Raw genomic sequence first — 18,354 nt, 5'->3', positions numbered from 1 at the left:
TCACTCCAGGAGACACAAGCATGAAAAAAGCACACGGGCCCCTTACTGCAGCCGCACTGGCGGTCACCGCCCTGCTCGCCAGCGGCGCGCAGGCCGCACCCGACAAGGTCAAGATCGCCTTCATCACCGACATGTCGGGCCTGTACTCGGACTTTGACGGGCCCGGTGGGCTGGATGCCGTCCGCATGGCGGTGGCCGATTTTGGCGGCGAGGTGCTGGGGCGCAAGATCGAGATCATCTCGGCCGACCACCAGAACAAGGCCGACATCGCCGCATCCAAGGCACGCCAATGGTGGGACAGCGACAACGTGGACCTGATCATCGGCGGCTCCAACTCCGCCGTGTCGCTGGCGATCAGCAACCTGTCCAAGGACAAGAAAAAGGTCTTCATCAGCGCGGGTGCAGGCGCTGACTCGCTGACCGAAGAGGCCTGCCAGCCCTATATGGTGCGCTACACCTACTCCACCTCTGCCCAGGCGCGCGGCACGGCCGCCGCGCTGGTGGGCCAGGGCTACAAAGACTGGTACTTCCTCACCTCGGACTACGCCTTCGGCCACTCGATGGAGCAGGCGGCGATGGCCGTCGTCAAACAAACCGGCGGCACGGTGGTGGGCGCCGTCCGCCACCCGCTCAGCACCTCCGATTTCTCGTCCTATGTGATGAAGGCGCAAAGCTCGGGCGCCAAGGTCATGGGCCTGGCCAATGGCGGTGGCGACACCATCAACGCCATCAAGACCGCCAAAGAATTTGGCATCGACAAGAAAATGAACGTGGCGGTGCTGATGGCCTTTATCACCGACATCCACAGCCTGGGCCTGGGCACCACCGGCGGCATGTACCTGACCGAAGGCTGGTACTGGGACATGAGCGAAGGCTCACGCGCCTTCTCCCAGCGCTTCTACGACAAGAACAAGAAGATGCCCACCACCTTCCAGGCGGGCGACTACTCGGCCACGACCACTTACCTGAAGGCCGTGCAAAAGGCCGGTACCACCGAGCCCGACCAGGTGATGGCCGCGCTCAAATCGCTGCCCATCGACGACATGTTTGCCAAGGGCTACATCCGCGCCGACGGCGCCATGGTGCATGACATGTACCTGATGCAGGTGAAAAAACCAGCCGAATCGACCAAGCCCTGGGACTACTACAAGGTGGTCAGCACCATCCCGGGCGACAAGGCCTACGCACCTTCCAAAGAAGGCGCCTGCCCGCTGCTCAAGCCAGCCGGCTAACGCCCGGCCTACCTGCCGACTGCCTGCGCTGCGCACCCCGCAAGTGCGCAGCGCGACCTACCTGAGAGTGAGACATGAACGAGAACCTGATCAACGGCCAATGGCTGGGCGGCGCCAGCACCCTCCAAAGCTGGAACCCCTCCGACACGCGGGAGCTGGTGGGCGACTACGCTGCCGCCGACGCCGAGCAAATGCAGCAGGCCGTGGCAGCCGCGCGCGCCGCCTTTGACGGCTGGCAGCACACGACGACGCAGATGCGCTCGGACTTCTTGCAGCGCGTGGCCAACCAGATGTTCGCGCAAAAGGAGAGCCTGGGCCTGCTGGTCTCGCGCGAGGCAGGCAAAACCCTGGCCGAAGGCCTGGGCGAGGTGGTGCGCGCCGCGCAGATCTTCCAGTTCTTTGCCGGCGAATGCCTGCGCTATGGCGGCGAGAGTCTGCCCTCCGTGCGCCCGGACATCGGTGTGCAGATCAGCCGCCATGCGCTGGGCGTGGTGAGCCTGATCACGCCCTGGAACTTTCCCATCGCCATTCCGGCTTGGAAGTTGGCCCCCGCTCTGGCCTTTGGCAACACGGTGGTGCTCAAACCCTCGGAATACACACCTGGCGTAGCCCATGCGCTGTTCCGCATTCTGGACGAGCAAGGCCTGCCGCCCGGCGTGGCCAACCTGGTCAACGGCAGCGGCAAGCATGCCGCGCAAGGGCTGCTGAGTGGCGTGGATGCCGTGTCGTTTACCGGCAGCGTGCATGTGGGCCAGAGCATTGCGCAGACCGCCATTGGCGAGATGATCCGCCTGCAGCTGGAGATGGGCGGCAAGAACCCGCTGGTGGTGCTCGACGATGCCGATCTGGATGTGGCGGTGGAATGCGCGCTCAACGGCGCCTTCTTCTCGGCTGGCCAGCGCTGCACGGCCTCCAGCCGGCTGATCGTGACCGAGCGGGTGCATGACCGTTTTGTCGACGCGCTGACGGCGCGCATGCGCGCACTGGTGGTCGGCAACAGCCTGGACAAGGCCACGCAGATCGGCCCGGTCATCAACCAGTCGCAGTTCGACAAGATCCAGCACTACCTGGACCTGGGCAAGCGCGAAGGCGCTGAACTGGTCGAAGGTGGCACGCCCGTGGAGGCAGCCTCCCCCGGCTACTTTGTGCGGCCGGCCCTGCTCACCCGCAGCAACAACGCCATGCGCATCAACCAAGAAGAGATCTTTGGCCCGGTGGCCAGCGTCATCAAGGTCGCTGATTACGACGAGGCGCTGGCGACGGCCAATGACACGCGCTACGGCCTCTCGGCCGGCATCTGCACCACGTCGCTGCGCGCGGCCAACCATTTCCGCCTGCATGTGCGCAGCGGGCTGGCCATGGTCAACCTGCCTACCGCCGGGCTCGACTACCACGTGCCCTTTGGCGGCACACGGGCCTCCAGCTACGGCCCGCGCGAGCAGGGGCGCTATGCGGTGGATTTCTATACCAGCACCAAGACCGCCTACATCGCGTACTAAGCCGTCTTCCACTTTTCCAACGTGCCAATCTTGATACATCCGCAGGAGACCCTCAGCATGACAGACAGCATCGGTTTTATCGGCCTGGGACGCATGGGCCGCTCCATGGCCGCCAATCTGCAGAAAAAAGGCTTCAGCCTCTTGGTGGCCGACCTCAACCCCCAGGCCGTAGAGGCGCTGGTGGCACTGGGCGCAGAAGCTGCGACGGTGCCCGATATTGCACGCCGCTGCACAGTAGTGATCACCATGCTGCCCTCCTCGGTCGAGGTCGAGCAGATCGCCCAGGGCGCTGATGGCATCTTTGCCAATGCGCTGCCGGGCACCATCCTGCTCGATATGAGCACCATCGACCCGCTGGCGACAGACCGCCTGAGCAAGGCCGCCGCTGGCCGCCAGATGACCGTGGTCGATGCGCCCGTGGGCCGCCTGGCCGAACATGCTGACCGGGGAGAGAGCCTGTTCATGGTCGGCGCCAGCGATGCCGATTTCGCCAAGGTCAAACCACTGCTGGATGCCATGGGCACCACTACCTACCACTGCGGCCCTGTGGGCGCGGGCGGGCGCACCAAGCTGGTCAACAACTATGTGGCCATCACCTTGTGCCAGGTCAATGCCGAGGCGCTGGCCCTGTCGCAGCGCTTTGGGCTCGATATCAGCAAAACCCTGCAGGTCCTCTACGGCACCTCAGCCACCAATGGCCAGCTGCGCATGAACTTTCCCAACAAGGTGCTGGCGGGCGATACCTCGCCGGGTTTCACCATCGATCTGGCCCACAAGGATTTGTCGCTGGTCGTCAGCGCTGCGCATGCCGCCCGCGTGCCCATGCCGGTCGCCGCTGCCGTGCATGAATCCTTCAGCCTGGCCCGTGCCAGCCAGTTTGGCGGTATCGATTTTTCCGGCATCGCCGATGTGGTCTGCGAGCTGGCCAAGATCGAGCGGCCCCGGGTGCCAGAAGGCTGGAAGCCCAGCTGATCGCCTTGGACGGCTCAGCTGCGCATGAAAAAACGCCCCGAGGGGCGTTTTCTGCATCCAGCCATTCGCTCAAAGCATGGACGCGCGGTGTGCGGCCACGCCTGCCATCGCGCCATCGGCCACCGCCAGCGCAATGCTGCCCGCTGCACGCGCGCCATCGCCGCAGGCGAACACGTTGGCCACGCTGGTTTGCTGCATGGCATCGACCTGCACATAGGGCCCCATGGGGCCATCGGCCAGCGTGCAGCCCAGCTGCTGAGCCACGGGGCTGGCGGGCGAGGTACGTGGCTGGGTGAACAGGCCTTGCAGGGGGACCGTTCTGCCATCGGCCAGCACCACATCGGCAAAACCGTCGATGCGCAGCACCGGCGTGGCCTCGATCTGGGTGCCACGCCTTGCAAAATCGGCCAAATCACTCTCGCTGGGCACGTAGGCGCCGTTGAGGAACAAGGTGGTTGGCCCCCAGTCGGGCAGCATCAGCCCATGGTGGTGGGCCAGCGGCGATGCGGCAATCACGCCGATCGCGCCGCCACCCACCTCATAACCATGGCAATAAGGGCAATGGAACACGCTTTTGCCCCAGCGCTCTGCCAGGCCCGGCACGGCAGGCAGCGCATCACGTACCCCCGTTGCCAGCACCACGCGGCGCGCCACCAGCAACTGGCCGGCCACTTCAAAAGCCAGCTCGCCGCTGGGCAATACACGGGCCTGCTCGGCCTGGCCCTCGATCCAGCGCACGGTCGGGTACTGCAGCAATTGCGCGCGCGCCTCTCGCCACAGCTGGGCAGGGGCCACACCGTCGCGTGACAAAAAGCCATGCGAGGTACTGCCCGCTTCGTCTACAGAGCGGTTGCGGCGCACACCCGCGTCGATGACGGTAACCTGGCGCCGCGCGCGGGCCAGTTGCAAGGCGGCCGACATGCCGGCGTAGCTGCCGCCAATGACGGCGAAATCAGTGTGAATGTCCATGGTGGTCCTCTATACGGTACGAAGTGGATGTTTTGGCCAGCCGGTGCGCCCGCAAGGAGGTACCGATCTGGGCGGACAGCTGCGCCAGCGTGACCGCGCCTAACTTCTCAAGCAGCGAGGCCTCGGCCTCCTGCATGGCGCTGCGCAGCGAGTGGTTGACCACCTGCGCAACCAGGCATTCGGGGTGGTCCTCGCGAAAGCCCAGCGACACCAGCGCCGGTGCGCCCAGCGCCTGGTGGATGTCGCGCAATGTTGTCTCGCCCCAGCCGGCTGCAATCAGCCAGCCACCCCCATGGCCTTTGCCGGACGAGACCATGCCGGCATCGCGCAAGCCGGCCATCAGGCGCCGCAGCACCACGGGGTTGGTGTCCATGGTTTGCGCCAGCACCTCGGAGGTCAGCGGCGTCTGCGCCTCTGCCAGGTGCAGCAGCACATGCAGAACATCGGAAAACTGGCTGTTGTGTTTCATGCAACTATTGTAGTTACATGAAATGACTTGGCGTCGCTGGCTGTCTCCATAACCATTTCCGGGTTAAGGGGCAAGCGCCGGCCACCACCCGCCAGCGCACCACTATCCCATGCCACAATCGCCCACCCTCCCCACCCATCGCAAAGGAATGGCCTTGTTCAAAAAGCTGGAGTCCGTCGTGTTGTTTGTCGCCGATATCGATGCAGCGGCCACTTGGTATGCGCAGCTCCTGGGCGCTGAGGTACAGCAAGAGAACGCGCACTATGCGTTTGTGCAGGGGCCGGGCTTGTTGATCGGCTTTCACCCGGTCGATGGCAAATGCCCGGGTGGCGTCGGCGGTACGACGGTGTACTGGGAGGTGGCTGACCTGGACGCCGCCGTTGAGCGCCTGCAGGCCCACGGTGCACAGCTGTACCGTGGGCCGATCACCACCAGCCTGGGGGCAAGCGCCGCCATGCTGCTGGACCCCTTTGGTTGCAGCCTGGGGCTTATCTGCCCCGCGGAGGGCCAGTCGGCGCCGCAGCTTTGATGCGGAAAGCTGCGCTTACTGCAAGGCTTGGTCCACCGCCGGCGCGACCTGCAGATGCAGGATGCTGAAGTACAGCGTGATATCGCCTTGCTGGTCGACAAAGGTACCGATGGCGCGCTGCAGGCGGGCGGCAATGCAGAGGCATTCTGTCGCCTCAGGCCGGCCACCAGGAATGCGCGCGGTGGTCAACAAGGCCAGTTGGTGCTCGCGGCCAAAGTCATGCACGACCTCCAGCGCCTGGCCATGCTGGGCAGGGATGTCGGCATTGGCCCAGCTCCACACAAAGCTGCCATCGCTCTGGCTGCTGGTGCCCACCAGGCAGACGGTGCCCTGCACCGCGTGCAGCGGCCCCTGCAACACCAGGCTGGCGTTCTGCAAATCCCAGTGGTACTGGGGCGCAGCGAGCAGGCCAAACTGGCGTGGCCATTCGGTATTGCGGGCCATCATGGTCTCGACGGCTTCTCGGCTCCAGGCAGCCCAGTCGGTCTCGCCCGCATCGGGGCTGGTGGTGGTGTCGTTCATAGCGCTAGCGGTTCAAAATGCAGCCGCCATTGTCGGCCAATCCCGGGGGGCTGCGCCGATAAAAACCGCTCCGCAGGGCGCTACAGCGCCTGCGACTTGTTGGGTGCTATTACAAGGACATAGGCATATATCACTCCTTCACCCATGCTTGCTCTGAAGCATCCCAATTCGAGCGCCGAGCATTCTCATACGCGCTTGTCGGTCATACTCCAGTGTGAGCTTCAATATCTCTGCCTCTTGGCTCTTTTTTCCTAGCAGCTGCTGCAGCTCACGCAACTGCCGTAAAACATCGGTGAACAGCTCTAACGCAACACCTTGTTCGCCTGGCTTAAGGGGTATGAGCAGACCTTGCTCATACTGCCTGCGCCACAGAAACAGCAAATTTGTATTGATACCATAATGACTCGCCACCATTGATACAGATTGCCCAGCAGCATAGGTTTGCTGAATGATCGCCAATTTTTCTTGCTTAGACCACCTTCTTCTTGCTCGTGGCTCTAAAGCACTTATATCTTGCAAACAGTGATCATGAGAGGGAGTATTCCTCATACTTTGCTATTTTTATATTTTATTTAGCCAGGTCAAATATGCGTACGCTCGCCGGACGGCCAAGAAATCTGACGCCAGCACCACGGCTGCCTGAATCAAAAGTGCGATAGCAAATCCACGCCAAAAGCCATCGCTTGATGCTATAAAAAATATAAACAATCCAATCAAAAATAATCCCAGCTCAAAACTTAGATAAATTGAAAAGCCTTTCAACGTGCTTTGCATTCTTGATATTTCATCCTTAACCGCCAAAGACTTTTGCACGACTATTAACCTTGCCATGCTTTGTGCCTGTTTTGGGCTCGTCACAAGAATTGTTGCGCCTACGCTAATTTGAATGACTGCCATTGCAAGCATTGCAATGGCAGCTCCTCTCCAAAATGCACCATTGCGCCAACCCCATGCGGCGATGCAGATAGCCAGCAGGCCAATAATTACCAGTATGGTCGCACTTACGCGCTCAGCATTCAAATAGCTTTGAATCATTGCCTCCCTTCAGAGGTGCAGGCCGTCCCGGCCTGCATGACACTGCGAAGTGTCTTTTACTCGATCCCTTTATCCATATAGAGCCGCTCGTTGGCCATGGTTCTGCGATTGGCAGCGGCCAAGGGCCTTCTCTATTTGCCTAAGCGGTGACTGCAGCACGCGCCAAGGCCGCATCTTGCTCGGGGGTCCCTCCAGAGACTCCGATGGAGCCAATCAAAAGACCATCCTCATTGAAGAGCGGCAGGCCTCCACCCATCAGCAACAGGCCTCCGCTGTGAACGTGGTCAAAGTGGGCAAGGGGCTGGCCGATCTGCAATGGGGGGTTGAGAAATTCGGATGGTGCTTGGAACATGACTGCTGTACGAGCCTTGGCGATCGACAGCTCATTGGACGCGAGCCAGGCACCGTCCATCCTGGAAAAGGCCACGAGGTGCGCGCCCGTATCCATGATCGCGAATACTGCATTCAAGCCATTTTTTTGAGCGGCTACACGGCCTTGCGCCAGGATCCGATTGGCATGGTCTAGCGTGATCTCAGACATCCTGAGTCCATTCAGTTTCTTGCCACTTCTTAGCGGCTTCGATGGTCGCAATTGGGCGCATGGTGCGATAAAGGTGCTTGTCAGCCGGAATGATCTCGACCATTGCGTCGATCCTCTCTTGAGGATCTGCTTGGCCCACCAAACTGCCACTGAAATCAGGCATGGGAACCACGGCGGCTTTTTCGTCATACCACTGTACGTAGCTCTCCGCACCGGTGTCATTGAACCCAGTACCAAAAACGCCCGGATTGACAGTGGCGACCTTCACGCCATGGGGCTCAAGCTCTGCCTTCATAGAGCCTGCAATGGCCTCGATGGCGTGTTTGGTGGCGCAATAGATACCCAGGAACGGCACAACCAGAATGCCGCCCATCGAAGATGTCCAGACGATCTTGCCTGACTTGCGAGCCACCATTTTCGGCACGATGGCCTGTACAAGCTCCAGGTGTCCAAATACGTTGATATCGAAAGACTCCCGCACCCTTTGCATTGGAATGTCGACGACGGAGCCGCCCTCCATAACACCCGCGTTCAAGACCAGTACATCTGGATCAAACGAGCCTGCATGGGCGATATCGATGGGATCGAGCAAGTTCAACTTGATGACGTCCAAACTGACTCCCGCCGTCTTTGCATCTTCACGCAAGGTGCGCACTTGTGGCCAGGTTTCGGCAGCTGCAACGACTGTATGACCCAGACGTGCCAGCTCGATGGCAGCGCCTCGTCCGAAGCCCGAGCTAGCACCAGTGATCAAGATTTTTTGAGACATTCGTGTTCCTTTGAAGTGATGACACGAGTGTAAAAATCCATTTATAAATGAACAATAAGCCCTGGCTTTACAGCTAAGTGAGGTCAATTCATCAATCAGAAATTCCGTCCCTCAGCTTTGAGCAAGGGGGAGAGACTCTGAGTTAGACTGGCCGGCAATTAGACTCAGACTATTCAGGGGGTACTCGCTTGAACACTGTTGTCGATCTAATCAATGAGCTTATCAATCACATTGGCGGCATTGAGTTTTTAGTTTTGGGCGAGTAAACCGCTTTCTTCAGACTCGACCAATCAGAGGATTTATTTCTCTCAGCACTTATTTGCAAGCTCAATATCTCAGTTGAACGAATTCAGATTTTATTGAAAACAAATTCATATTTTTAGCGAGACATCAATTGAAATGGAAAATGCACACCGACCCAAGAACGGAGATTTTTTTGCATTTGCAGTATTTCTTGCAGTGGCATCTCGTGAGAGCTTTCGGGGGGCGGCTATAGATCTTGACATTACGCCTTCTGCCGTAAGCCATTCCGTAAAAGGGATGGAGCAGCGCTTAGGGGTTCGACTGGTCAATCGCACCACTCGCAGTGTCTCGCTTACTGAAGCGGGTGAACGGCTAGCTGCGAAGTTACGCCCAGCAATGACAGCCATTGAAGATGCACTACGTGACGTAGATCAGCTTCGGCAGATGCCCAGAGGTACGGTGAGAATCAATGCCAGTGAGGGAGCAATACGCATAATTTTGCTGCCTATCCTTGCGCAGTTTTTGAAAATGTACCCCGAGGTTCAATTAGATATAGTGAGCGACGGGCGATTGAGCGACATCATCGGAGAGGGTTTTGACGCAGGTATCCGTCTTGCCGAAGCGGTGCCCAAGGATATGATTTCTGTACCTTTGGGCGGAGATGTGCGCTTTGCTGCGGTTGCATCACCACAGTACGTGGCTGAGCATGGATGCCCCCAAGTTCCTCAGGATCTCTACCGCCACTCCTGTGTTCGGTTTCGCTTTGAAAGCGGCAAGATCTATCGGTGGGAGTTTGAACGACACGGAGCGAGCGAAGTCATTGATGTGAAAGGACCTCTGACCCTTACCGACCAGTCTCTGATGGTCGAAGCTGCAATGGATGGCGTGGGTATCGCATTTGTACCAGACCACCTGGTACAACATGCGCTAAAGGATGGCAGGCTCATTCGGCTATTAGAAGACTGGTGCCCGCCATTTCCTGGACTGTGCCTTTGCTATTCTGGACATCGACAGATATCTACAGCTTTACGCGCACTCATTGACATGGTTAAAGAAAATAATCCGCATGCAAAATCTTGACTATGAAGAAATGTGATTATTCAAAAATGTGTAAACAAAGCATGACCAGCAATATTTTTGGTTGTTTTCAATTTACATTCCAAGACGCATCCAGCCCGAACGCACACAGGGCACTCCCGGGCATGCAGGCCGGCTGTCCGCATTAACCGATCCGCCAGCTTGCCAGTCTGAGCAACCACGCCCTCGAGGGCTCTCAATTTGCATGCAGTGAGAATATCTTCAAGATCCATCAGAAGCTACAACAACGCGAAACGCCCGGGATCACCGGGCGCTTTTCGAGTGGCAAGACACCACGAGTTTCACCAACACATGGCAATTCGTCGCTCTGTCGCCTTGTTTGAGGCATCCAGTCGCAAACAACACGGCACCCTACACGCCCATCAGCGATGAGCGGCTTTCAAAATAGCAGAGCTGGTAGTGCTCCCCAGCCCTGTGGCACCCAGATCAGTTCAGGCCGAGCATGCCGCGCAGCTTGGACAGGTCTTCTGCCAAGGTGTTGACGCGGCCCGCCAGAATCTTGCGGTCCCCCTCGCCCAACTTGGTGTACAGCTCAAAGCTGCCATCGGGCTTGCGGTACTTGGCCAAAATATCGAACACGGTCTTGAAGTTGGCAGCGGTCTTGTCGACAAAGGCCTTGTCCTTTTTCTCGACCAGGGGGCGCAGCAGCTCAAAAATCTTGTCCGCACCTTCAAAGTTGGCCTGGAAGTCGTCCAGATCGGTGTGGCTGTAGCGCTCTTCCTCGCCCGAGATCTTGGTGGCAGCCACCTCTTCCATCAACACGGCCGCGCCGCCCACCACCTTTTCTGGCGGGAAGGTCAGGCCCCCCACGCGCTTTTGCAACTCCTTGGCATCGGCCAGCAGCTTGTCGGCAAAGGGGGTCAGGCCCTTGGTGCTTTTCTCCACCCACAGGCCGTACTCGATGCGGTGGAAGCCGGTAAAACCGGGATCCTTCTCGGCCTTTTCATGGTCGTCTGCGCGCGAATCCATGCTCTTGTCCAAGTCGGCAAACAGCTCGGCAATCGGCTCGATGCGCTCATAAGGGCGGCGCACCTGGGCATACATCTTCTTGGCCTCTTCGACCTTGCCGGCCTTGACCGCGTCGGTAAAGGCCTGCACGCCTTTGACCAGCTCGCGCAGGTTGGTGTTGACGTAGAGCTTGTACTCCGCCAGGGGCTTGACCAGCTCCAGCGCAGACACGCCCTCTGCCGCCCAGCTGGACAAGGGGACGAGGCTGGCACTGCCGGCCAGCACCAGGCCTTGCAAAAATTGGCGACGCATAAACATACGAGAACTCCTAGACTGTTAGATTGATAATTTTTGGCTTCCAGTACCCGATCACCCAAGCCCTACCGGCAACATCCCATCGAAGGTGGGTTGCCGCCCAGGCTTTGCAGTACAGACACCAGTGGCTGCTTAGGAACTTGAATCAGGCCTTGGCGGCAGCGGCCAGCAGGCTGCGGCCCAGCCAGTCATGGGCATCGGCGACGCCTGGCAGGGCGTAGAAAAAGCCCCCGCCAATCGGCTTGATATATTCTTCGAGCGGCTCGCCATCCAGCCGTTTTTGCACGGTGACAAAGCCCTTGTCCAGGTCGGCCTGGTAGCAGATGAACAGCAGGCCCATCTCCAGCTGACCCGACTTGGTCACGCCATTCGAGTAGTTGAACGGGCGGCGCAAAATCAGGTTGGCTTCGCTGGCATGCGTGCGCGGGTTGGCCAGGCGGATATGGGCATCCATCGGCGTCTTTTTGCCCTCGGCATCGGCCGCATAGTCCGGCGTGTCGTGCTCGGTCTTTGTGCGGGCGTCCAGCGGCGCACCACTGTCCTTGTCGCGGCCCATGATGGCCTCTTGCTCGCCCAGGGGCGTGCGGTCCCAGCGCTCGACAAAATTGCGAATGATGCGCACCACCTGGTAGCTGCCGCCAGCGGCCCAGGCGGGCTCGTCCGACCCGGGCTGCACCCAGACAATGCGGCGCATCATCGCGTCATCATCGGACTGGGGGTTGGCCGAGCCATCGCGGAAACCTAGAAAGTTACGCGCGCTCTCTGCCGGTTGGCCCACGGCAGCGGGGATGGGCGGCACCGAGCCCTCCTGCTTCCAGCGCACCACCAGCAAATCGGGCAGGTTCTTGATGATGTCGCGCAGCGCGTGGATATTGGTATCGGGCGTGTTGGCGCAAAACTGGATCGACAAATCGCCATGGCACAAAGCGGCCTGCAGCGCATCGTTGGGGTGCTGCTGCATGGCGGTCAGCCGCTTGGGCGCCAGGTCTTTCAGGCCAAAGCGCGCATCAAACAGGCTGCGGCCCACGCCGACCGTCACGGTCAAGGCATCGGGCTGCACATCGGGGCCCAGAATGCCGGAGCCTGCTGGCGGCAGCTTGGGGTCCAGCGTGGGCTGCAGACCGCCTTGGGTCAGAAAGCGGATGCGCTCGGTCAGGGTCTTAAAGAGCCGCTCCAGCTCCGCCGCGTTGCTGGCCAAAACATCAAAGCTGACCACCATGCCCGCCAGCGGCCGGGGGGTGACGATACCGGCCTGGTGTTTGCCATAGAACGGCACGCGCTGCTGCGTAACGCTGCTGTGCGGTGCGTCTGCCACCTGGGTATTGCCGGGAGAGGCGTCCTCGGCAGCCAATGCCTGGCGCGCGGGCATGCCCGCCAGCACGCCGGCGCCCATTACGCCAGCGGCCTCACCCAGCCAGCGCCGCCTGCTGGGGTCGGTACCCTCTGGCGCGATGGATTGAGACGCGTTCCTGTTTTTAAAAAAAGACATGCGCTGCTTTCTGTGTGTTATTTGTAGAAATAGAAGGCGAAAAGTTTAGGGCTGCAAGCCCAGCGCTGCATTGACCTTGGCCATGCTTTGCGATACCTGGTAAAGCGCTTGGGCCAGGTTCTGGCACTGCACCGGGTTCAGCGCCACGCCGGCAATATCAGCGGCCTGGCTGTCATCGGCGGGCACGCCCAGGTCATCGAGGCGCTGGCGCAGCTTGGCCAGGCTGTCCTGCAGCTGCTGGTTCAAGCCCGGATTGGCATGGGCCAGCACGGGGCTTAGCACCTGCTGGGCCTTGTTGGCCGCTGCCCAGCTGCCATAGACAAACTGCAGCACCGCCCGGCCCTGCTCGGCCGTGGTCGCCTCGCCCGGGATCAGGGTGGAGGCCCGCTCCAGCGCCTTGGCAGCCGCTGCGGCAATGCTCTGGGGTTGCAGGGCCACATCGCCCAGGCGCTGGGCCAGTTGCTGCACATCCTGCTGCAGGCTGGTGGCCAGCGGCAGCAGCTGATCTGAGGCCTCGCCCGCTTGCAGGCCTGCCGCAATGCGCTGCAAGCCGACAAAGGCCGGGTCCTTGTCGCGCAAGGCAAAGTCCGCGGCACGCGCATCGATGCGGGCGTTCAAATCGCCGTACTGCACCGCCAGCGGTGCCAGCTTTTGGTATTGGCCGCGCGCCAGCGCCGCCAGTTGCAGCGCATCGGCCGGGTAGCCATCGGCGGGCGCGGCCGTGCCGTCTGCCGGCTGCGCCAGGCGCTGCTGCAAGGCATCCACCATCTCTTGCAGGCTGGCCACCTCGGTCAGCATATAGACCTGGTACTCAGCCAAAGCGCCCAAGAATGCGGTAACGGGCGGCTTGGCCGCCTCGGCCTTGAAGGCCTCGGTCGTCGTCACCGTCAAGCTGCCGCGCGCGGCATTGAGCAGGCCGCAGGTCATCTCATAGCTGCCGGGCGCCAGGCGGGCGCTGAGCTGCTGGGTCATGCCGGGCAGAATGTTCTCGCGCTCTTCGAGCACCATCACGCCGTCCAGAATTTCCCACTCCAGCGCGCGCTGCGACTGGTTGACAATGCGAAAAATCACCTTGCCTGCAGGTACGGTGACCGCGTTGGGGGTGCAGGTGCCCTGGTTGATCTCGATGGTTACCACCGGTACGCCATCGGCTGCGGGATCGCCGCCGCCACCCGCGATGCGGGCATGCGGGGCAGTCGATGCCTGCCAAAAGGCGGCAGCACCGAGCACGAAAACGACGAGGCTGCCCAGCACCACGGGACCCAGGCGGGGTGCAGACTCTGCAGAATCAGGGCTGGTCCGCGCTGCGGCGGGCACTTGAGGGGCGGAAACGGCTGCGGCACCAGGCGCGGCTTTGACCGGCCAGAAAAACATCAGCAAGGTGACCATCAGGTACAGCGCCCAGGCCAGCACTTCGCCGACGACCGGCGCATGCATATAACCCAGCAAGCCACCCAAAATCACACCCAGTGGGCTGTCTTCGGGCAGCACGCCACTGCTGTCGAACACCACTTGCTGCAGGTGGTTCCAAATACCGGCCTCGTGCAGGCGGCGCACCGCGCCCGCCAGCAGGCCCGCGGCCACCACCAAGATGAAGATGCCGGTGTAGCGGAAGAACTGGCGCAGATTGATGCGCACGCCGCCCTTGTACAGACCGATGCCCAGCAGCACCGACAGCGCCACGCCCAGGAAGGCGCCGGCAGCCGCGCTCCAGCCCGAGCTTTGCTGGAAGATGGCCAGCAAGAAAAAGACGGACTCGACCCCTTCGCGGGCCACAGCCAAAAAGACCATGCCGATCAGCGCCCAACTGGCGCTGCCCGAGGTGCTGAGCGCCTTGTCGACGGAGGCCTGCAACTCGCCCTTGATCGAGCGGGAGGCCTTGCGCATCCAGAAGACCATGCCGGTGAGCATGCCCACCGCGATAAAGCCGACCAGGCCTTCAAACAGCTCCTGCTGCTTTTGCGGAAACTCGGCCGCCATCCACTGCAGGCCAGCGCCGACGAAAAGCGACAGCCCCAGCGCCAGAAACACCCCGGCCCAGACAGCGGGCATCAGGCGCGCACGGCCCGTGTGGCGGAGGAAACTGGCAATGATGCCAACGATCAGCGCGGCTTCAATGCCCTCGCGCAGCATGATCAAAAAAGGAACCAGCATGTAATGTGTTGCTCAAGCGGGGGCGCTCACCGGCGGGCGGCACCCCTGCTGATCTTTCTCAGTTCTGTCGATAAATTCCAAGCCGCACAGGGCCTACGCCCGGGCCTGTGGTGGGCACGGCTGCAATGCCTGCGATGGCCGCGCTTTCAACGGCCTACCGCGCTCCTGCAAGGGGCCCGCAGGCCACAGCAATGCGGCGATGCAGCAAAGGCAGGTGCAGCATATTAAGACCAAACCGCCACTGCTGGGGGAGGCCACAGGCACCGCCTACACCCTGGCACATTTTTTACAAGCAAAAAGCGGCATTTTAGCATCACACATATGGGATTAAAGCTATCAATTAGATAGCAACGCATCGCAAAGAAACACCCCTGCCGTCAACATGGCGTAAGCACCGCTGGCTCCCAGCCCAAGGGCTTGGTGCAAGCCCGCGCGGTGCCACAGGCAGGCCGGCCGATTTACAGCCCCAGTTTTTCGGTCAGGCGAACCAGGTCGGCCAGCGATGTCAGCTGCAGCTTGCGCATGGCATGGCCCCGGCGCACTTTCACGGTGACTTCGCTCAGCTGCAATTGGTGTGCAATTTGTTTGTTCAACAGCCCTTGCACCACCAGGCGCACTACCTCGCGCTCGCCGTCATTGAGTGTCTGCCAACGGCCCTGGATCTCCGCCCGGGCGGCCTGCTGCAGGCGCCAGGCACGGTTTTGTTCAATGCCTTGGTGGATCGCATCGAGCAGGTCCTGGTCCCGAAAGGGTTTGGCCAGAAAGTCGATGGCACCGCTCTTAATGGCTTTGACCCCCATCGGAATATCGCCATGGCCGGTGATGAACACCACCGGCAGATGCAGGCCCAGCGACTGCATCTGGCGCTGAAACTCCATGCCGCTTTGCCCAGGCATGCGCACATCCAGCACCAGGCAGGCAGGCGCATCGGCCAGCGGCTGGGCAAGCAACTCGGCGGTGGACGCAAAGGCCCGCACCTGCAGACCAACGGAGGCGAGCAAATCCTCCAGCGCGGCGCGCACCGAGTTGTCGTCATCGACCACGTACACCATGGCGGCCTCGCTCATGCTGCGGCCTCCTCTTGTGCCACCGGCACGCTGAACGCAAACACCGCACCACCCTGGGCACGGGGCTCGGCCCAGATGTGGCCGCCATTGGCTTCCACCATGCTGCGGCTGATGCTCAGGCCCACGCCCATTCCCTCGTGCTTGGTGGTCCAGAAGGCTTCAAACACCTTCTCCTGCGCCCCGGCTGGCAGGCCCGCGCCCCTGTCCGATACCCGCAGGACGATCTTGTCATCCACCAGAAGTGTTTCGAGCAGGATGGTGCGGCGCGGGACGTCCACTGCAGCGCTGGCCTCCATCGCATTGCGCAGCAGGTTGGCGACGACTTGCTGAATCTGCACGCTGTCTGCCAGCGCCAGGGGCAGCGCGTCTGCCAGGTCGGCACGCAGCGCGATCGACTGGCGCTGCAGCTCTGCCTGCGACAGCGCCAGCACCTCCCGCACGGCTGCGTTGAACACAAAAGGACGGGTGCAGGCAGGCGCACCTTTGGTGAGATTGCGCACCCGGCCAATGATGCCGCTGGCCCGGTCCGCATCACCCAGAATGCGATGCACCGCCTGCCTGGCCTTGTCCAGGTTGGGCGGCTCCTGCTCCATCCAGCGCCGGCAGGCATGGCCGCTGGTGACGATGGCGGCCAGGGGCTGGTTGATTTCATGCGCAATCGAGGTCGTCAAGCCCTCCAGGCTGTGGATGCGCGAGAGGCGTTGCAGGCGCTCCTGGGCATCATGGGCCGCTACGCGTGCCGCCTCTGCTTTGTAGGCGAGGTAGCCGGTGATCAAGATGGCCACCGTGCTGATGAGCATATTGATCAGGCCTGCGCGGTAGTCGCCATCGGTGGTGATGAAAAAGCTCAGCCAGGTCAGGCCGATACAAGCCCCTGTCAAGCGCATGAGCCCACGCTCGGCCAGCACATGCGCCATGGCCAGGATGACCACGGTGTAGAACACCGACACCGCCACTTCGTAGCGGGTGGTGGTATCGATCAGAAACAGCACGGCAATGGCAAGCACCATGGCCGTCAAATGGGCGCCTCGGCTGCGCCAGCGCGGTGTTGGCAGGGGCTGGGTCTTCATCAAGTTCCGTCAAAAAATAGTGAATGCGGGGTGCATGGATCGCAAAAGGCTAACACGGCAAGCGGCGCCCCGGGCCCGCCATCGTGGCAAAGGCGGGCCGCATCAGAAACGGGTATTCACTCCAAAAGCCATGCGGCTCACGGTGGGCTGCGTCGCATCCACGGCCGCATCCAGTGCATAGGCCCGGCCATGGGCCACAAAAGCATACAGGCTGGTGCGCAGCGACAGCGGGTGGATGTAGCCCAGAGACATCACCTGGCTGGTTTTGGCGCTTGCGCCACTGCCCTGCCATGCCCAGTTGGGCCGCGCCTGGGACCATTGCAGCTGCAGCTCTCCCGGGCCAGCGGGAATGGACGCCCCCACATAGAGGGCATCCAGGCGGCCGCCATCCACAAACTCGATCGGCCCCAGCCCTTGGAGGCCTGCCGCCTGCAGCTCGACAGGGCCATCACCGCCATTGCGCCCGACAAAGCCATTGCGCTGGCGGCTCCAGCCAGCGGCCAAGCGTGCAAAGCCAAAGTTGTAGCTGGCACCCAGCTGCGCAGCACTGGGGCGCTGGTCGCCCATCCCCGGCAGGCGCACGCTGCTGGCCTGCTCCCAGCTCGCAGCCAGCAGCCAGGGGCCGTCTTCGTAGCGCAGCGCCAGGCCATAGAGCTTGTGGGATGCACTGGCGGCGCCGGCGCTTGCGCCCGCGTCTGCGCTGTCCAAGCTGTAACTGGCTCCCAGTTGCACACCGCCCCACTGCGGGCTGCGCCAGCTCAATTGCCGGGGCACCTGGTAGTTGTCCGAGGCGCGCATCAGCGCCCCCAGGCCGAAATCCTTCCACGACCCCACCTCGATCAGACTGACAAAGGCCTGGCCTACGGTGTATTGGCGCCCCAGCCGCAGCTCCCCCAGGCTGGGATGCCCCAGCCCCACCCAGGACTGGTAGTTGAACGGTCGTGCTGGATCGTCTGGCGCGCCATGGACTGTGTCGATACCGCCCTCCAGCACAAAGGCGGCGTAGCTGCCGCCGCCCAGCATCTCGCGCCCCTGCAAGCCCCACAGTGAGTCCGATTGGCCGCCGCTCAGCAGGCCCTTGACCGTCGCGGTGCCACTCTCCCGGGTCCAGGCCATGGCGGTATCGACCGTGCCATACAGGCGCACGGCGGTCTGGGCATGGACAGGCGCCGCCAGCCACGCGGCCAGGGCTGCTGCGCAACTGACCAGCAGGCCAGGCCCACTCGGTCGCGGCTGGGGCCGGGGCGACGCTGCCGAGCCCGGGGCAATGAAATCAAGAAACGGAAATGGCATGGCTAAGAGGTACATGGCTGGGCCCGGTAGCTGAAGATAGGCAGGTGAAAGATAAAGGGCAAGCGGGCAACAAAGCATTGGTGCAAAAAACAACCCAAGGACTCAGGGACAGGCATCCAGAACAGCGGGCCGCTGAGGCC

The 18,354-nt window shown here is 61.5% G+C and carries 18 protein-coding genes; 5 read left to right on the top strand and 13 right to left on the bottom strand.

Going from position 1 to position 18,354, the window contains the following annotated elements; genetic code table 11:
• Nucleotides 1-20: 20 nt before the first annotated feature.
• The 3 genes from M2375_RS18745 to M2375_RS18735 all read left to right on the top strand — a co-directional run bounded on the left by M2375_RS18745 (nt 21) and on the right by M2375_RS18735 (nt 3,703).
• Nucleotides 21-1,232: an ABC transporter substrate-binding protein gene (locus tag M2375_RS18745; protein ID WP_259169459.1), complete on the top strand. Its 1,212-nt coding sequence runs from the start codon at nt 21-23 to the stop codon at nt 1,230-1,232.
• A gap of 74 nt (nt 1,233-1,306) precedes the next feature.
• A complete protein-coding gene (locus tag M2375_RS18740) occupies nt 1,307-2,731 on the top strand; it encodes an aldehyde dehydrogenase family protein (RefSeq protein WP_259169458.1) in 1,425 nt (474 codons plus the stop codon).
• A gap of 57 nt (nt 2,732-2,788) precedes the next feature.
• Nucleotides 2,789-3,703 carry an NAD(P)-dependent oxidoreductase gene (locus M2375_RS18735; protein WP_259169457.1) on the top strand — a complete coding sequence of 305 codons (915 nt, stop codon included), beginning with the start codon at nt 2,789-2,791 and terminating at the stop codon, nt 3,701-3,703.
• A 69-nt stretch (nt 3,704-3,772) separates the two neighbouring features.
• Here M2375_RS18735 and M2375_RS18730 read toward each other — a convergent pair whose 3' ends face one another.
• Together M2375_RS18730 and M2375_RS18725 are read right to left on the bottom strand one after the other, a co-directional pair.
• A complete protein-coding gene (locus tag M2375_RS18730) occupies nt 3,773-4,672 on the bottom strand; it encodes an NAD(P)/FAD-dependent oxidoreductase (RefSeq protein ID WP_259169456.1) in 900 nt (299 codons plus the stop codon).
• The gene (locus M2375_RS18725) at nt 4,656-5,141 is read right to left on the bottom strand and encodes an Rrf2 family transcriptional regulator (protein ID WP_259169455.1); all 486 of its coding nucleotides are present in this window, start codon (nt 5,139-5,141) and stop codon (nt 4,656-4,658) included. The genes M2375_RS18730 and M2375_RS18725 overlap by 17 nt, the downstream gene beginning before the upstream one ends.
• A 148-nt stretch (nt 5,142-5,289) precedes the next feature.
• On the opposite strand from M2375_RS18725, the gene M2375_RS18720 reads away from it, so the two are divergent.
• Nucleotides 5,290-5,670, top strand: coding sequence for a VOC family protein (locus M2375_RS18720; protein ID WP_259169453.1), 381 nt, complete (start codon nt 5,290-5,292; stop codon nt 5,668-5,670).
• A gap of 15 nt (nt 5,671-5,685) precedes the next feature.
• Here M2375_RS18720 and M2375_RS18715 read toward each other — a convergent pair whose 3' ends face one another.
• The 5 genes from M2375_RS18715 to M2375_RS18695 form a co-directional block, all read right to left on the bottom strand.
• Nucleotides 5,686-6,192: a DUF6882 domain-containing protein gene (locus M2375_RS18715; RefSeq protein WP_259169452.1), complete on the bottom strand. Its 507-nt coding sequence runs from the start codon at nt 6,190-6,192 to the stop codon at nt 5,686-5,688.
• Between the two features lie 138 nt (nt 6,193-6,330).
• A complete protein-coding gene (locus M2375_RS18710; protein ID WP_259169451.1) occupies nt 6,331-6,741 on the bottom strand; it encodes a transposase in 411 nt (136 codons plus the stop codon).
• Nucleotides 6,742-6,753: 12 nt separating this feature from the next.
• Nucleotides 6,754-7,227, bottom strand: coding sequence for a hypothetical protein (locus M2375_RS18705; RefSeq protein ID WP_259169450.1), 474 nt, complete (start codon nt 7,225-7,227; stop codon nt 6,754-6,756).
• Between the two features lie 139 nt (nt 7,228-7,366).
• Entirely contained in the window at nt 7,367-7,768 is a 402-nt protein-coding gene (locus M2375_RS18700; RefSeq protein WP_259169449.1) for a heme-binding protein, read from the bottom strand.
• Entirely contained in the window at nt 7,761-8,537 is a 777-nt protein-coding gene (locus M2375_RS18695) for an SDR family oxidoreductase (protein ID WP_259169448.1), read from the bottom strand. The genes M2375_RS18700 and M2375_RS18695 overlap by 8 nt, the downstream gene beginning before the upstream one ends.
• Nucleotides 8,538-8,936: 399 nt before the next feature.
• Between M2375_RS18695 and M2375_RS18690 the strand changes: the two genes are divergently transcribed.
• Nucleotides 8,937-9,860: a LysR family transcriptional regulator gene (locus M2375_RS18690; protein ID WP_259169447.1), complete on the top strand. Its 924-nt coding sequence runs from the start codon at nt 8,937-8,939 to the stop codon at nt 9,858-9,860.
• A gap of 444 nt (nt 9,861-10,304) precedes the next feature.
• Here the strand turns inward: M2375_RS18690 and efeO are convergent, their stop codons facing one another.
• From efeO to M2375_RS18660, 6 genes are all read right to left on the bottom strand, one after another.
• On the bottom strand, nt 10,305-11,144 hold the full coding sequence (efeO, locus tag M2375_RS18685; RefSeq protein ID WP_259169446.1) for an iron uptake system protein EfeO: 840 nt from the start codon (nt 11,142-11,144) through the stop codon (nt 10,305-10,307).
• 142 nt (nt 11,145-11,286) lie between these two features.
• Nucleotides 11,287-12,630, bottom strand: a complete 1,344-nt coding sequence (gene efeB / locus M2375_RS18680; RefSeq protein WP_259169444.1) for an iron uptake transporter deferrochelatase/peroxidase subunit — start codon at nt 12,628-12,630, stop codon at nt 11,287-11,289.
• 45 nt (nt 12,631-12,675) lie between these two features.
• Nucleotides 12,676-14,784, bottom strand: coding sequence for an iron uptake transporter permease EfeU (gene efeU, locus M2375_RS18675; protein ID WP_259169443.1), 2,109 nt, complete (start codon nt 14,782-14,784; stop codon nt 12,676-12,678).
• A gap of 458 nt (nt 14,785-15,242) precedes the next feature.
• Nucleotides 15,243-15,851: a response regulator transcription factor gene (locus tag M2375_RS18670; protein ID WP_259169442.1), complete on the bottom strand. Its 609-nt coding sequence runs from the start codon at nt 15,849-15,851 to the stop codon at nt 15,243-15,245.
• The gene (locus M2375_RS18665; protein WP_259169441.1) at nt 15,848-16,921 is read right to left on the bottom strand and encodes a sensor histidine kinase; all 1,074 of its coding nucleotides are present in this window, start codon (nt 16,919-16,921) and stop codon (nt 15,848-15,850) included. The genes M2375_RS18670 and M2375_RS18665 overlap by 4 nt, the downstream gene beginning before the upstream one ends.
• 102 nt (nt 16,922-17,023) lie before the next feature.
• Entirely contained in the window at nt 17,024-18,214 is a 1,191-nt protein-coding gene (locus M2375_RS18660; RefSeq protein WP_259169440.1) for a porin, read from the bottom strand.
• Nucleotides 18,215-18,354 lie beyond the last annotated feature (140 nt).

The organism is Comamonas sp. BIGb0152 (genome assembly GCF_024809975.1).
Taxonomy (GTDB): Bacteria; Pseudomonadota; Gammaproteobacteria; order Burkholderiales; family Burkholderiaceae_C; genus Comamonas.
This window is presented reverse-complemented; position numbering and strand designations above follow the sequence as displayed.